Origin of the sequence: Ideonella paludis, assembly GCF_018069865.1 — a bacterium.
Taxonomy (GTDB): domain Bacteria; phylum Pseudomonadota; class Gammaproteobacteria; order Burkholderiales; family Burkholderiaceae_C; genus Ideonella; species Ideonella paludis.
The window spans coordinates 151,205-163,821 of sequence record NZ_JAGQDG010000008.1 but is presented as its reverse complement, the minus strand read 5'-3'; the positions used below and the strand labels follow the sequence as shown (position 1 = coordinate 163,821).

The 12,617-nt window shown below is 62.8% G+C and carries 13 protein-coding genes; 5 read left to right on the top strand and 8 right to left on the bottom strand.

Annotated elements, in window-relative coordinates:
- Positions 1 to 156: 156 nt before the first annotated feature.
- The 3 genes from KAK11_RS19210 (at position 157) to KAK11_RS19200 (ending at position 3,915) form a co-directional block, all read left to right on the top strand.
- Positions 157 to 1,296 carry an ABC transporter substrate-binding protein gene (locus tag KAK11_RS19210; RefSeq protein WP_210811018.1) on the top strand — a complete coding sequence of 380 codons (1,140 nt, stop codon included), beginning with the start codon at positions 157 to 159 and terminating at the stop codon, positions 1,294 to 1,296.
- A gap of 102 nt (positions 1,297 to 1,398) precedes the next feature.
- Positions 1,399 to 2,607, top strand: a complete 1,209-nt coding sequence (locus tag KAK11_RS19205) for a M20 aminoacylase family protein (protein ID WP_210811017.1) — start codon at positions 1,399 to 1,401, stop codon at positions 2,605 to 2,607.
- 753 nt (positions 2,608 to 3,360) lie between these two features.
- On the top strand, positions 3,361 to 3,915 hold the full coding sequence (locus KAK11_RS19200; RefSeq protein WP_210811016.1) for a flavodoxin family protein: 555 nt from the start codon (positions 3,361 to 3,363) through the stop codon (positions 3,913 to 3,915).
- 61 nt (positions 3,916 to 3,976) lie between these two features.
- Here the strand turns inward: KAK11_RS19200 and KAK11_RS19195 are convergent, their stop codons facing one another.
- From KAK11_RS19195 to tal, 4 genes are all read right to left on the bottom strand, one after another.
- A complete protein-coding gene (locus KAK11_RS19195; protein WP_210811015.1) occupies positions 3,977 to 4,405 on the bottom strand; it encodes an Hsp20/alpha crystallin family protein in 429 nt (142 codons plus the stop codon).
- A 139-nt stretch (positions 4,406 to 4,544) separates the two neighbouring features.
- Positions 4,545 to 5,198: an HAD family hydrolase gene (locus KAK11_RS19190; protein ID WP_210811014.1), complete on the bottom strand. Its 654-nt coding sequence runs from the start codon at positions 5,196 to 5,198 to the stop codon at positions 4,545 to 4,547.
- Positions 5,195 to 6,820: a glucose-6-phosphate isomerase gene (gene pgi / locus KAK11_RS19185; protein ID WP_210811013.1), complete on the bottom strand. Its 1,626-nt coding sequence runs from the start codon at positions 6,818 to 6,820 to the stop codon at positions 5,195 to 5,197. The genes KAK11_RS19190 and pgi overlap by 4 nt, the downstream gene beginning before the upstream one ends.
- Before the next feature lies 1 nt (position 6,821).
- Complete coding sequence (gene tal / locus KAK11_RS19180; protein ID WP_210811012.1) at positions 6,822 to 7,772, bottom strand: transaldolase; 951 nt, start codon at positions 7,770 to 7,772, stop codon at positions 6,822 to 6,824.
- A 199-nt stretch (positions 7,773 to 7,971) separates the two neighbouring features.
- Here tal and zwf point away from each other — a divergent pair, with 199 nt between their 5' ends.
- Both zwf and KAK11_RS19170 read left to right on the top strand, forming a co-directional pair.
- A complete protein-coding gene (gene zwf, locus KAK11_RS19175) occupies positions 7,972 to 9,417 on the top strand; it encodes a glucose-6-phosphate dehydrogenase (protein ID WP_210811011.1) in 1,446 nt (481 codons plus the stop codon).
- Positions 9,418 to 9,464: 47 nt separating this feature from the next.
- Positions 9,465 to 10,340 (top strand): MurR/RpiR family transcriptional regulator, encoded by an 876-nt coding sequence (locus KAK11_RS19170; protein WP_210811010.1) that lies wholly within the window; start codon positions 9,465 to 9,467, stop codon positions 10,338 to 10,340.
- Here the strand turns inward: KAK11_RS19170 and KAK11_RS19165 are convergent.
- From KAK11_RS19165 to mlaD, 4 genes are all read right to left on the bottom strand, one after another.
- Entirely contained in the window at positions 10,334 to 10,618 is a 285-nt protein-coding gene (locus KAK11_RS19165) for an STAS domain-containing protein (RefSeq protein WP_210811009.1), read from the bottom strand. The genes KAK11_RS19170 and KAK11_RS19165 overlap by 7 nt on opposite strands.
- A 4-nt stretch (positions 10,619 to 10,622) precedes the next feature.
- Positions 10,623 to 11,261 carry an MlaC/ttg2D family ABC transporter substrate-binding protein gene (locus tag KAK11_RS19160; protein ID WP_210811008.1) on the bottom strand — a complete coding sequence of 213 codons (639 nt, stop codon included), beginning with the start codon at positions 11,259 to 11,261 and terminating at the stop codon, positions 10,623 to 10,625.
- Positions 11,262 to 11,383: 122 nt separating this feature from the next.
- Complete coding sequence (locus tag KAK11_RS19155) at positions 11,384 to 12,124, bottom strand: MlaA family lipoprotein (RefSeq protein ID WP_210811006.1); 741 nt, start codon at positions 12,122 to 12,124, stop codon at positions 11,384 to 11,386.
- Positions 12,124 to 12,609, bottom strand: a complete 486-nt coding sequence (gene mlaD, locus KAK11_RS19150; protein WP_210811005.1) for an outer membrane lipid asymmetry maintenance protein MlaD — start codon at positions 12,607 to 12,609, stop codon at positions 12,124 to 12,126. The genes KAK11_RS19155 and mlaD overlap by 1 nt, the downstream gene beginning before the upstream one ends.
- Between the last annotated feature and the right edge of the window lie 8 nt (positions 12,610 to 12,617).

Sequence of the window (12,617 nt, the reverse complement as noted above, 5' to 3'; positions counted from 1 at the left end):
ATAGGCTTGATGTGGCTCATCACCTTATAGAAAACACTCTTTCCCAGAGCTTAGGTTTTTTGCAAGAATCGCGGTCTAGGCGCAGATCGTGCTTTCACCTTCTGATGTTGAAGCCGCTGTGGCTTCCGCTTGGCATGACAAGAAAATAGCAGGACCATGAGCTGTAACGTTCCTCGCCGCGCTGCCTTGCAGCGCTTGGCCGCCCTCGGTGCCGCGGCCACCTCCCTGCCCAGTTTTGCGCAACGCGACGGGCGCCTCATCCTCGGCCAGTCAGCCGCATTTTCCGGCCCTGCTGCGCAACTGGGTTTGCAAATGAACCGCGGCGCTCGGCTGTGCTTTGACCAAGTCAATGCCAGTGGTGGGGTCAACGGCGCCACCATTGAGCTGCGCACGCTGGACGACGGCTATGACCCCGCCCGCTGCAAGGCCAACACCGACAAGTTCATCAACGACAACGTGTTCGCCCTGTTCGGCTATGTGGGAACGCCGACCGCTCTGGCAGCCCTGCCGCTCATCAACGATGCACGCATTCCCTTCTTCGGGCCTTTCACAGGCGCGATGGGCTTGCGTGAGCCGTTTTCTCGCAATGTGTTCCATCTGCGGGCGTCCTATGACGACGAGACAGGGCTGATCGTCAAGCAGCTCACCGCCTTGGGCCTGAACAAGATTGCCGTCTTTAGGCAGAACGACAGCTACGGCCAAGCGGGCTTGGATGGTGTCACCAAAGCCTTGAAGGCCCAAAGGCTGGAGCCTGTGGCCATCGGCACGGTGGAGCGCAACAGCACTGATGTGGCCGCCGCCGTCAAAACCATTGTGGCGGCCCGGCCCGATGCTGTGGTGCAGATCTCGGCCTATAAGAGCTGTGCAGCCTTCATTCGGGAGGCCCGCAAAGCCGGCTATGGCGGCACCTTTTTCAACGTGTCGTTTGTGGGCACCCAAGCGCTGGCGGATGAACTGGGCCGTGAGGCGCGCGGCGTGCTGGTCAGCCAGGTCATGCCCTACCCCTACACCCAGAGTATGCAAATCACGCGCGAGTACCTGGACGCCGTGAAGGCCGCTGGGGCCGACGCCAAGCCCAACTACTCCAGCATGGAAGGTTATTTGGCGGCCAAGGTGTTTGTGGAAGGCCTGCGCCGCTCACGCAGCCTGAGCCGCGATGGCCTGATTGGTGGCTTGGAGTCCATGAGCAACGTCAACTTTGGCGGCTTTGCGGTCAACTTCAGCCGCACCAACCATGTGGCCTCGCGCTTTGTGGAAGTCTCCATGCTGACGGAAGACGGCGGCGTGCGCCGTTAGGCCGGAGCGCGAGCCCCGCCCCCGGGGCAACCCCAATCCCTGCGGCTGGCAGGGCCGCAGGCGCCGCACTAAGATGCGGCGCATGTACTTTGGGACAGCCCGATGAAACTCATTGACAACATCGTCGCCTCGGCGGCCGACATCTCCGCCATCCGACGCGACATCCATGCGCACCCTGAGCTGTGCTTCCAAGAGGTACGCACCGCCGATGTGGTGGCCCAGCAGTTGCAAAGCTGGGGCATTGAGGTGCACCGCGGCCTGGGCACTACCGGCGTGGTGGGCATCATCAAGGCCGGCACCAGCGCCCGCGCGGTGGGCTTGCGCGCCGACATGGACGCCCTGCCCATGACCGAGTTCAACACCTTTGCCCATGCCAGCAAGCACCCGGGCAAGATGCACGCCTGCGGCCACGACGGCCACACCGCCATGCTGCTGGCCGCCGCCAAACACCTGGCCCAGCACCGCGACTTTGACGGCACCGTGTACCTCGTCTTCCAGCCCGCCGAAGAAGGCGGTGGCGGCGCGCGCGAGATGATCAAAGACGGCCTCTTCGAGCGCTTCCCCATGGATGCGATCTTTGGCATGCACAACTGGCCCGGCATGGCCGCTGGCGACTTTGCCGTTTGCCGCGGCCCGGCCATGGCGTCCAGCAATGAGTTCAAGATCACCATCACCGGCAAGGGCTCCCACGCCGCCCTGCCCCACAACGGCATCGACCCGGTGCCCGTGGCTTGCCAAATGGTGCAGGCCTTTCAGACCATCGTCACCCGCAACAAAAAGCCCACCGATGCGGCCGTCATCTCGGTGACCATGATCCACACTGGCGAGGCCACCAATGTGGTGCCCGACACCTGCGAGATCCAGGGCACGGTGCGCACCTTCACCGTCGAGGTGTTGGACATGGTCGAGCAGCGCATGCGCGACATCGCCCAGCACACTGGAGCCGCCTTTGGCGCCACGGTGAACTTTGAGTTCCACCGCAACTACCCGCCCACCATCAACCACCACGCCGAAGCCGACTTTGTGCGCAGCGTGATGCAAGACTTGGTAGGCCCCGCCCACACCCACGAGTTTGAGCCCACCATGGGCGCCGAAGACTTCAGCTACTTCTTGCAAGCCAAACCCGGCGCCTACTTTGTGATCGGCAACGGCGACGGCGCCCACCGCGCCGCCTACAGCCTGGGCCACGACGCCGCCCATTTAGGCCCCTGCAACCTGCACAACCCGCACTACGACTTCAACGACGACTTGATCCCGCTGGGCGGGTCGCTGTGGGTGAAGTTGGTGGAGAAGTATTTGGCGAAGGGGTGAGGCTGGGGGGCTTCCAGCAACCGTTAGTGCGTGCAGTGGGTCTCGGGGGCGTGATTCCGCTCATGTCACCCGGCCTCCGGCCTCCTTCTTAACTTCGCTGCATCACGCCCCCAAGCCCCTCTGCAGGTTGACTCTTTGTTTGACTATGCTGCACAGGAGTTGACGCACTGGGCGGCGTGCTGCCGAAACAGTCCATGCCCAGATTGGTCAACACAGCCGAGGCAAACTCTAGCAGTTGACCGTCTGCTTGACAGAGATGCTTGCAGCTCAGGCGAAGCTCATGAGTGAATAAAAGTATTACGTCGTCGATTACGCCACTGGCATACCCCGCTAGGTCTATCGCAGTGACGCAGTTGCGACGGAGTACTTCAGCACCAGTAGGCTATGGCGAGCCAAAAGAACGGGGGCCTGGTCGGATGCCGAGGCAGAGGTAAGGCCACTGTTGAATTTGTGGCTGAAGGGCGACTTCGACCCAGAAGATGACGAAATCAGTGAGGATCAGGCCACCGCGTATCTCAATGAATGGCGCAAAGGCCGTTGGCCCGGTCGCGAGTAGGGCACCTATTCACTCCAGGAGGCAACGCGCAGTGGGGTCAGCATTCAACCCATTGCAACGATGGCATCAAACGGCTTTGCACACGGTGGGCAATCACAGGAACAAGAATGTAGGCTCAGGCTAGGCTCACGGAGCTTGGCTGTTGACCCCCTCGTTTAAGCACTTGTGCTTCGCTCCTCTACCCACAAAGGTTTGCCATGTCTTCCATCGTCATCGTGTTTCACAGTGGCTACGGCCACACCGCCAAAGTTGCTCAAGCCATTGCCGAAGGCGCAGGGGCTGCGGCCAGCCTGCTGGCCATTGATGCTGAGGGCAATGTGCCCGAAGGCGGCTGGGAGCAGTTGAATGCCGCCAAGACCATTGTGATGGGCTCGCCGACCTATATGGGCAGCGTGAGCTGGCAGTTCAAGAAGTTTGCAGATGCCTCGTCCAAGGCCTGGTTTACCCAGGCTTGGAAGGACAAGCTGTTTGCGGGCTTCACCAACTCGGCCTCGATGAACGGCGACAAGCATTCCACCCTGCATTACCTCATGACCCTGGCCATGCAGCATGGCGGCCTGTGGGTGGGCATGGGCCTGATGCCCAGCAATCGCAAGGCTTCAACGCGCGACGACATCAACTATGTGGCCTCGTTCGCGGGCCTGATGACCAGCACGCCGGCCGACGCTTCTGCCGACGAGATGGTGGCCGGCGACATTGCCACGGCCAAGGCTTTTGGCCAGCGCTTGGCCGCGGTGACGGCGGCGCGCTAAGCACATCACGCAGCATTGAGACGGCAGGCCCGGGAGGGCCTACCGCCTCCACCACCACTGCTTAGTTGATGGTGATGCGCTTGGACGAGGTATCCGGGCGCTTCTTGGGCAGCGTCAGGGTGAGGACACCGTTGTCGTAGCGGGCCTGGGCGGCGTCGCGGTCGATGTCCACCGGCAGTTGCAGGCTGCGCGACAGGGCACCGTAATAGCGCTCGGCCCGCAGCACGCGCCCTGCTTCGGTCTGGCGGTCTTGCTGCTTGATTTCAGCCTTGAGGTTGACCACGGGGCCGTCGATGTCGACATGGATGTCGTGCTTGTTCACACCCGGCAGCTCGGCGTGCAAGGTGTAGCCCTCGGCGTCTTCAGAGACATCGATCTTGATGGTGGCGGGCAGGGCCTCGCCGTGCAGAGGGCGCACAAAGAAAGCAGGGCCTGCGATGTCACGCAGGAACTCGTCCAACAAACCGGTGCGGGAAGCAATGACGTTCATGGCAACTCCTTGAAGCTGGCGGTGAGAGAAAGACGACCACGCTGGGTCGCATGACACTCAGATAGAGGTCGCCTCCGCAAACTTCAAGAGCTGACTTTCAGAGTGCTGCGTCTAGCTTTGACGCAGCGCAAAGTGGCACTCAGACCGCGAAGCCCAAGCCCTGCAGGTCGCTGCGCAATTGCTCGGCAGTGGTGAAGCGCAGCGCCGGCAGGCCGGCCTCCATAGACGCCGCCACATTGGCCGGGTGGTCGTCGATGAACAGGCCTTGGGCGGCCTGCTCGGTGCTCCAGCCAAACTGCGCCAAGGTCAGTGCAAAGATGGCGGGGTCGGGTTTGATCAGGCCCACGCGGCCCGAGAACACGCCGTCGCTCATCAGCCCAAACACCTGGGGGTGGTGTTGCTCCAGATGGTCGGCCAGGGGCTTGGGCATATTGGAGAGAAAGTAGATGGGGTGGCCCGCCGCGTGCAGCGCGCGCATGACGGCCAAGGTCTCGGGCATGGGCTGCAGTTCCTCCGCCACACCCAGCACCACGGCATGGACGTCTTCAGGGCTCAGGCCGGTACGGGCCGCGATGCGTTGGCACAGGGGTGCCACTTCGATCTGCCCGGCGTCAAACAAGCCCCAGTCGCCCTTGAAGTCTTGGAAGACTTCTTTCGCCCAGTGTTGGGCCAGCGCTGGCGTGGTGGCGCGTGTGGGCAGCACGCGCATCATCAAATCAATGGGCCGCCAGCGGAAGACCACGGCGCCAAAGTCGAACACCACGGGGCGTTGTGCGGCGCTCATCGTGCTCATGCGCGCACCTTGGCCAGCAGGCCGGCGGTGGAAGCATCCAAACCCGTCACATCCCCGGAAGCCAAGCGCGGCAAGAGTTGGTTGCACAAGGCCTTGCCCAGCTCCACGCCCCATTGGTCAAAGCTGTTGATGCCCCAGACCACGCCGCTGGTGAAGACGCGGTGCTCGTGCAGGGCAATCAAGGCGCCCAGGGCGCGTGGGGTGAGCGCCTCCAACAGCAAGGTGGTGCTGGGCCGGTTGCCGGGGAAGCTGCGGTGGCGGGCCAGCACCTCGGGCGCCAGGTCGGGCGACGCGGTGGGAGCCTTTTCGCCCAAGGCCTCGGCGGCAGTCTTGCCCTGCATCAGGGCCTGGCTTTGGGCCAGGCAGTTGGCCAGCAGTTTGGTGTGCTGGTCGGCCAGTGGGGTGCGCACGGCCTCGGGCAGCTCGTAGCGGGTGTGGGTGGGGGTTTTGACGGCGATGAAGTCCACCGGGATCACGTCCGTGCCCTGGTGCAGCATCTGGAAGTAGGCATGTTGGCCATTGGTGCCGGCCTCGCCCCAAACCACCGGGCTGGTGGCCACGGTGAGCGGCGCGCCACCTTGATCCACACATTTGCCGTTAGATTCCATCTCCAACTGCTGCAGATAGGCGGCAAAGCGGCGCAGGCCTTGGTGGTAAGGCGCGACCGAGCGGCTGGCAAAGCCATGGAAGTTGCGGTACCAGACATCCAGCAGGCCCAATTGCACCGGCAGGTTTTGGGCCAATGGGGCGTGGCGGAAGTGCTCGTCCATGGCGTGGGCGCCGGCCAAAAACTCGCGGAAGGCTTGTGGGCCAATGGCGATGGCCAATGGCAGGCCAATGGCGCTCCACAGCGAGTAGCGGCCGCCCACCCAATCCCAAAACCCGAAGGTCTGCGTGATGCCAAAGTCGGCAGCGGCCTTGAGGTTGGTGGTCACGCCGACAAAGTGGCGAGCGGTGTCCACACCGCCTTGGGCCAAGAACCATGCGCGGGCCGCCTGGGCGTTCGCCATGGTCTCCTGGGTGGTGAAGGTCTTGGAGGCGATGATGAACAGGGTCTTGCGCGCGTCCAAGCGGGCCAGAAGTGGGGCGATGTCATGCCCGTCCACATTGCTGACGAAGTGCAGTCTCAATGCCCGGTGCTGCCAAGGTTGCAGCGCGATGGTGGCCATGGCAGGGCCGAGGTCAGAGCCGCCGATGCCGATGTTCACCACATCGGTGATGCGCCCGGCGTCGGCCTCGGCGCGCACGGTGTCGGCATAGGCCAGCAAGGCGTCCAGCACGGCATGCACATCGTCGCAGAAGGGTGCAGCACCACGCGGGGCGCGCAAGGCGGTGTGCAGCACCGCGCGGCCCTCTGTGCTGTTGATGGGCTGGCCGGTGAACAGGGCCTCGCGATGGGCGGGCAGGTCGGCCTCTTGGGCCAGCTCCAGCAGCAGGCGGCGGGTGTGTTCGTCCCACAGGTTTTTGGACAGGTCGGCAAACACCTCGGGCGCTTGCAAGCTGAAGCGCTCGAAGCGCGCCGCATCACTGGCGAAGCGCTCTTGGAGCTTCAGCTCACGCCCATGGGCCTCGTAATGCCCTGCCAGGGCCGTCCAGGCCACTCCCCCCACTGCTTGGCTCATGTCACTTGCTTTCTGCGATCAGTTTGTCGAGCTTGCCCGCGTCAACGGCGAACAAGCGGATGCCTTCAGCCAGCTTTTCGGTGGCCATGGCGTCTTCGTTCATGGCCCAGCGGAAAGCCTTTTCATCCAAGCTCAAGGCGGGAATGTTCATGGCCTGCGCGGCTTGGGCGCTCAAGGCGGGTGCCAGCGGTGCGTCTGTGGCTTGCAAGGCGGCCAGCAGGTCGGGGCTGATGGTCAACAGGTCGCAACCAGCCAGGGCCACGATCTGCCCGACATTGCGGAAGCTCGCCCCCATCACCTCGGTGGCGATGCCATGCTTTTTGTAGAAGTTGTAGATGCTGGCCACGGACTTCACGCCAGGGTCGTTGGCACCGGCCATGGCCGCTTCGTCCCACTGGGCGCCGGCCTGTTTTTTGTACCAGTCGTAGATGCGGCCCACGAAGGGCGAGATCAGTTGAACCTTGGCGTCACCACAGGCCACAGCCTGGGCAAACGAGAACAGCAAGGTCAGGTTGCAGTGGATGCCTTCGCGCTCCAGCTCGGCAGCCGCTTGGATGCCTTCCCAGGTGGATGCGATCTTGATCAGCACGCGGTCGCGGCCAATGCCTGCGGCCTCATAGAGCGCCATCAGGCGACGGGCGCGGGCCACGGTGGCGGCGGTGTCAAAAGACAAGCGTGCGTCGACTTCGGTGGAGACGCGGCCGGGGACCACTTTGAGGATCTCCAGGCCAAAGCGCACCAACACCTGGTCGACGATTTCATCCAGCGCCGCGCCGCGGTGGGCCGCCACGGTGTCGGTCAGCAAGGGCGCGTAATCCGGCTGCTGCACCGCCTTCAGGATCAGTGACGGGTTGGTGGTGGCGTCACGGGGCGCAAACTGCGCCATCTGCTTGAAGTTGCCGGTGTCGGCCACAACGATGGTGTGAGCCTTGAGTTGGTCGAGTTGGTTCATGGGCTAGGCCTGGGTGGGGTGGACGGTCGTGCTGCGAAAGGCGCGCCTGGTGCAGCGTGAAAACCAGAATGATGCCAGCGCCGCCGACGCCCCCACCGCCTTCAGGGAAGGCTGGGGCCTGTTGACCGCCACAAGAAACTCATGCATCATCCAGCCCGTAATTTTATTACACATCTTCAACGGCAACATCATCACGACCATGGCTTTTGATCTGGTTTTTTTCGGCGGCACGGGCGACCTGACCTGGCGCAAGCTGATGCCCGCACTGTTCCAAGCCTTCCGCCACGGCAAGCTGCCGCCCGGCGGCCGTATCTTGGCGGTGGCCCGTGATGATCGGACAGATGAGCAGTACCGCGCCTTCATCCAAGAGCGCTTCTCGGAAGTGGATTCGTCCAAGCGCCCCAGCGACGAGGAGTTTGCCCAGTTCGCCGCCCTGCTGCATTACCGCCGCATGGACCTCTCTCAGCCCACCGACTACCAAGGCCTGAAGGCCTGGTTGGACGAGCGCGGCGCTGAAACCGTGGTGCTCTACCTGGCCACCAGCCCGCACCTCTTCCCGGTGATCTGCGAGCAGCTCGGCGCCGCCGGGCTGAACGACAGCAAGGTGCGTGTGGTGCTGGAGAAGCCGCTGGGCCACGACCTAGCCAGCGCCAAGGAGATCAACCGTGTGGTGCGTTCGGTCTTCCGCGAAGAGCAAGCCTTCCGCATCGACCACTATTTGGGCAAGCCCTCGGTGCAGAACCTGATGGCACTGCGCTTTGGTAACGCCCTGTTTGAGCCCCTGTGGCGGCGCGAGAGCATCGCCAATATTCAGATCACCTTGGCCGAAGGCCTGGGCGTGGGCACGCGGGGTGATTTTTACGACCGCACCGGCGCGCTGCGCGACATGATTCAAAACCATGCGCTGCAACTGCTGACCATGATTGCGATGGAGCCGCCATCGTCGTCGGACGCCGACGCGATTCGCGATGAAAAACTCAAGGTCCTGAAGTCGCTCAAGCCCTTCACGGCCACCCACATCAGCCGCGATGTGGTGCGTGGGCAATACCGCGCCGGCACGGTGGATGGCAAGGCCGTACCGGGCTATCTGGAGGAGGTCAAGGTGCCCGCGGGCAGCGCCTGCGAGACCTTTGTCGCCATCCGCACCGAGGTGCAGAACTGGCGCTGGGCCGGCGTGCCGTTTTACCTGCGCACAGGCAAGCGCTTGGCCGCGCGCGACGCCCAGATCGTGGTGAACTTCCGGCCGGTGCCGCACCCCATTTTTGCCGGCGGCTCACGGGCCAATAAGCTGATCATCAAGCTGCAGCCAGAGGACGGGCTGGAGTTGCAACTCTTGGCCGCCAAGGGCAACAGCCATGGTGAGTCGCTGACCACGGTATCGCTGGACTTGGACTTCGACAAAGCCTTCCCCTCCGAGCGCGTGGGGGCGTATGAGCGTTTGCTCTTGGATGCGATTGCCGGGCGCCTGAATCTGTTCGTGCGCAGCGATGAGCAAGAGCAGGCTTGGCGCTGGGTGGAGCCTATTCTGGATGCTTGGGCTCAAGACAGCGGCGACCTGAAAACCTATGCCGCCGGTAGCTGGGGCCCGCCGGCCGCCAGTGCGCTGGTGGCGCGCGATGGTTTTGCCTGGGCCGAGGAAGAGTAAGCTCTTTCACCTAAGCTCTGGCCACCACGCATCTTCAAGACACCACCATGCTCGACCGTATCCGCGCCTCCATCCCCGCCCTGCCGCCAGCCGAGCAGCGTGTGGCCAAGCTGGTGTTGCTGGACCCTCGGGCTTTTGCCTCGCTGCCGGTGAGCGAGCTCTCGGAGCGGGCGCATGTCAGCAAGCCCACGGTGGTGCGCTTTTGCCGCAGCGTGGGCTATGACGGCCTAGCCGATTTCAAGCTCAAGCTGGCGGGCACGGTCAACGAAGGCGTGCCCTTTGTGCACCGCTCGGTGGACGAGGACGACAAGCCCGGCGACCTGATCGTCAAGGTCATTGATAACGCGGTGTCTGCGCTGCTGAAGTACCGCAATGACGCGGCCGGCCATGCTTTTGAGCGGGCGCTGGTGGCACTGGCCGAAGCGGGCCAGCAAGGCAAGCGCATTGAGTTTTTTGGGGTGGGCAACTCCGGCATCGTGGCCCAAGACGCGCAGCACAAGTTCTTCCGCTTGGGCGTGCGCACCGCCGCCCACAGCGACGGGCATGTGCAGGTGATGGCGGCCACCATGCTGCAGCATGGCGATTGCGCCGTGGTCATCAGCAACTCAGGCCGCAGCAAAGACCTGATGGATGTGGCGGAGATTGCGCAGCGCAAAGGCGCCACGCTGATCATCATCACGGCCTCGGGCTCACCGCTGGCGCAATTGGCCCAAAACCACAATCAGATATTGCTGGCGGCCGACCACCCTGAGGACTACGACCGCTACAGCCCCATGGTGTCGCGCATGCTGCACCTGATGATCATCGACATCTTGACCACTGGTGTCGCCCTGCGCCTGGGGCCACAGATGCGCCCGGCTTTGCAAGAGATCAAACGCAACCTGCGCTCTCGGCGTTACGCCCAGGCGCAAGACGATCAGTGAGTGGCGGCTGGGCTCATGCCCAGCATGTCATCCACGCCGTAGAGCTTGGCCAACTCTTGCAAGCGCGCAGGTACGTTCACCACCACCAGCTCCCGCTGATGCGACTGCGCGTGGCGTTTGCACTCCAGCAGCACCGCCAAGGCGGCGGAATCAATGTGCGTCAACGCTGCCGCATCCACCGTGACTGTGGGCTCGGCTGCCTGCGCAATCGACGGCAGCACGCTGCGCAAGACCGCGTTGGCCTCGCGAAGAGTCAAGTGGCTGGGCAGCGCGATCATGGGGTCAGCCCTTGGCTGCCGACGAAGCGGCCTTGTTGCGGTCTGCCAGCTTTTTGATCAAGCCATCAATGCCCGTGGCACCGATTTCTTGATTGAAGCTGCCTTTGTACTGCTCGACCAGCCAGACACCCAAGACATTCACGTCATAGATCTTCCAGCCACCGTCGGTTTTCTCCAGGCGGTAGTCGAGCTGAATCGGCTCGCCCTTGCCTTTGACTTCCGTGCGCACGACGACTTCGGTGTCTTCAGCAGCAGCCCGGTAAGGCTTGAGCTGGACGGTTTGGTCTTTCACTTGGGTCAGCGCACCGGCATAGGTGCGCACGAGCAGCACTTTGAATTCGTCTTGCAAACGCTTTTGCTGCTCGGGCGTGGCGGCACGCCAGTGACGGCCCACCGACAGAGAGGTCATGCGCTGAAAGTTGACATGGGGCATGACCTTGGTGTCGACCAAGGCAATGATCTTGCCGATGTCGCCGCCTTGAATGGCCTTGTCAGATTTGACGACATCGATCACTTCGCTGGAAATTTGCTTGATCAGCGCGTCAGGGGCCACCACCTGCGCTTGGCTCACAGCGGGCACCACATAAGCCGCCACGGCTACCGTGGTCACAGCCAAAGAGCGGTACAGGGATTGAGCAAACATGATGTTTCTTTCCTTGAATGGCACACCCTCAGCACAATGCTCAGGGTATGGAGGACAACGTTTCGACGCTGGCTTGGGTTCACCCGCCAGCTCGGTAAAGTTTTACGTCTTGGTCAAAAGGCTTACTGCGCAGCGCTGGCGGGCTCTGCGTCAGCCGGCTCTTCGGGCGGGTTGCCGTCATAGACCAAGCTGCGACGGCGGGCCAGATAGGCATCGCGCAAAAAGCTGTATTTGTCCAAGGCGACATCGGCCAGCACGCGTTCAGCACTCAACAAGCCCGCTCGGGTGCTGACCACACGCAGACCTGAGAGTGTCACCACAGCGCCGGTGTCGTTGACAAAGTTCAGGCCGCCCCCTTTGAAGTCCACCGGCAGCGCTGCGGTGTCACGCAGGGTCGATGGGCCCAAGAGGGGCAGCACCACGTAAGGGCCGGGGGGCACGCCCCAAAAGCCCAAGGTCTGGCCGAAGTCTTCGGAGTGACGCTCCAGGCCGAACTCAGTGGCAGGGTCGAGCACCCCGCCCAAGCCGAAGATTGTGTTGCTGGCCACACGCAAGGTCATGCGTGCGGACTCGACCACCTTGCCCTGCAGCAGCAGGTTCACGGTCGACCAGACATCACCCAGGTTGCCGAAAAAATTCTTGACGCCCTCGCGCGCAGGGTCCGGCACTGTGTTTTGGTAGCCCTTGGCGACAGGCTTCAACAGTGCGGCATCCAGCGCGTCATTGACGTTGTAGACCGCCCGATTAAAGCCTTCCCAGGGGTCAGCGGGCGAGCCCGTGGTGCGTGAACTTTGGGCCAGTGCAGGCAGGGCCGACAGTGCCAAAGCCAGGGCACACAGGCCGGACTTGAATGCGCCTTGCATCACTTGCCACCTTCTTGCTGCGAGCCTGCGTCAGAGGCCTTGTTGAACAGTAACTGCCCAATGAGGTTCTCCAACACGACGGCCGATTGTGTTTGCCGAACGACATCCCCAGCGACGAAGACCTTTTCATCGCCACCGGGCTCCAGGCCCACGTACTGGTCGCCCAGCAAACCCGAAGTCAGGATCTTGGCTGAAGAATCCTTGGGAAACTCGATGCCCTTTTGAATCTCCATCACCACCAATCCTTGATAGGTTTTGGGGTCGAGGGCGATGCTCTTGACACGGCCGACCGTCACACCGGCGGAGCGCACCGGCGCGCGCGCCTTGAGGCCACCGATATTGTCGAACTTGGCCGACAAGGTGTAGGTGTCACCCGAGGAGGTGAAGGCGCCCAAGTTGGCCGCTTTCAGCGCCAAGAACACCATCGCCGACAGGCCCAGCAGCACAAACAGGCCCACCAACACTTCAACACGTTTCTTGTTCATCATTCCAT

What these genes read in the sequence shown, in the direction of transcription:
- KAK11_RS19210 (WP_210811018.1), top strand. Translation starts at nt 157, where the DNA reads ATGAGCTGTAACGTTCCTCGCCGCGCTGCCTTGCAGCGCTTGGCCGCC.
- KAK11_RS19205 (WP_210811017.1), top strand. Translation starts at nt 1,399, where the DNA reads ATGAAACTCATTGACAACATCGTCGCCTCGGCGGCCGACATCTCCGCC.
- KAK11_RS19200 (WP_210811016.1), top strand. Translation starts at nt 3,361, where the DNA reads ATGTCTTCCATCGTCATCGTGTTTCACAGTGGCTACGGCCACACCGCC.
- KAK11_RS19195 (WP_210811015.1), bottom strand. Translation starts at nt 4,405, where the DNA reads ATGAACGTCATTGCTTCCCGCACCGGTTTGTTGGACGAGTTCCTGCGT.
- KAK11_RS19190 (WP_210811014.1), bottom strand. Translation starts at nt 5,198, where the DNA reads ATGAGCACGATGAGCGCCGCACAACGCCCCGTGGTGTTCGACTTTGGC.
- pgi (WP_210811013.1), bottom strand. Translation starts at nt 6,820, where the DNA reads ATGAGCCAAGCAGTGGGGGGAGTGGCCTGGACGGCCCTGGCAGGGCAT.
- tal (WP_210811012.1), bottom strand. Translation starts at nt 7,772, where the DNA reads ATGAACCAACTCGACCAACTCAAGGCTCACACCATCGTTGTGGCCGAC.
- zwf (WP_210811011.1), top strand. Translation starts at nt 7,972, where the DNA reads ATGGCTTTTGATCTGGTTTTTTTCGGCGGCACGGGCGACCTGACCTGG.
- KAK11_RS19170 (WP_210811010.1), top strand. Translation starts at nt 9,465, where the DNA reads ATGCTCGACCGTATCCGCGCCTCCATCCCCGCCCTGCCGCCAGCCGAG.
- KAK11_RS19165 (WP_210811009.1), bottom strand. Translation starts at nt 10,618, where the DNA reads ATGATCGCGCTGCCCAGCCACTTGACTCTTCGCGAGGCCAACGCGGTC.
- KAK11_RS19160 (WP_210811008.1), bottom strand. Translation starts at nt 11,261, where the DNA reads ATGTTTGCTCAATCCCTGTACCGCTCTTTGGCTGTGACCACGGTAGCC.
- KAK11_RS19155 (WP_210811006.1), bottom strand. Translation starts at nt 12,124, where the DNA reads ATGCAAGGCGCATTCAAGTCCGGCCTGTGTGCCCTGGCTTTGGCACTG.
- mlaD (WP_210811005.1), bottom strand. Translation starts at nt 12,609, where the DNA reads ATGAACAAGAAACGTGTTGAAGTGTTGGTGGGCCTGTTTGTGCTGCTG.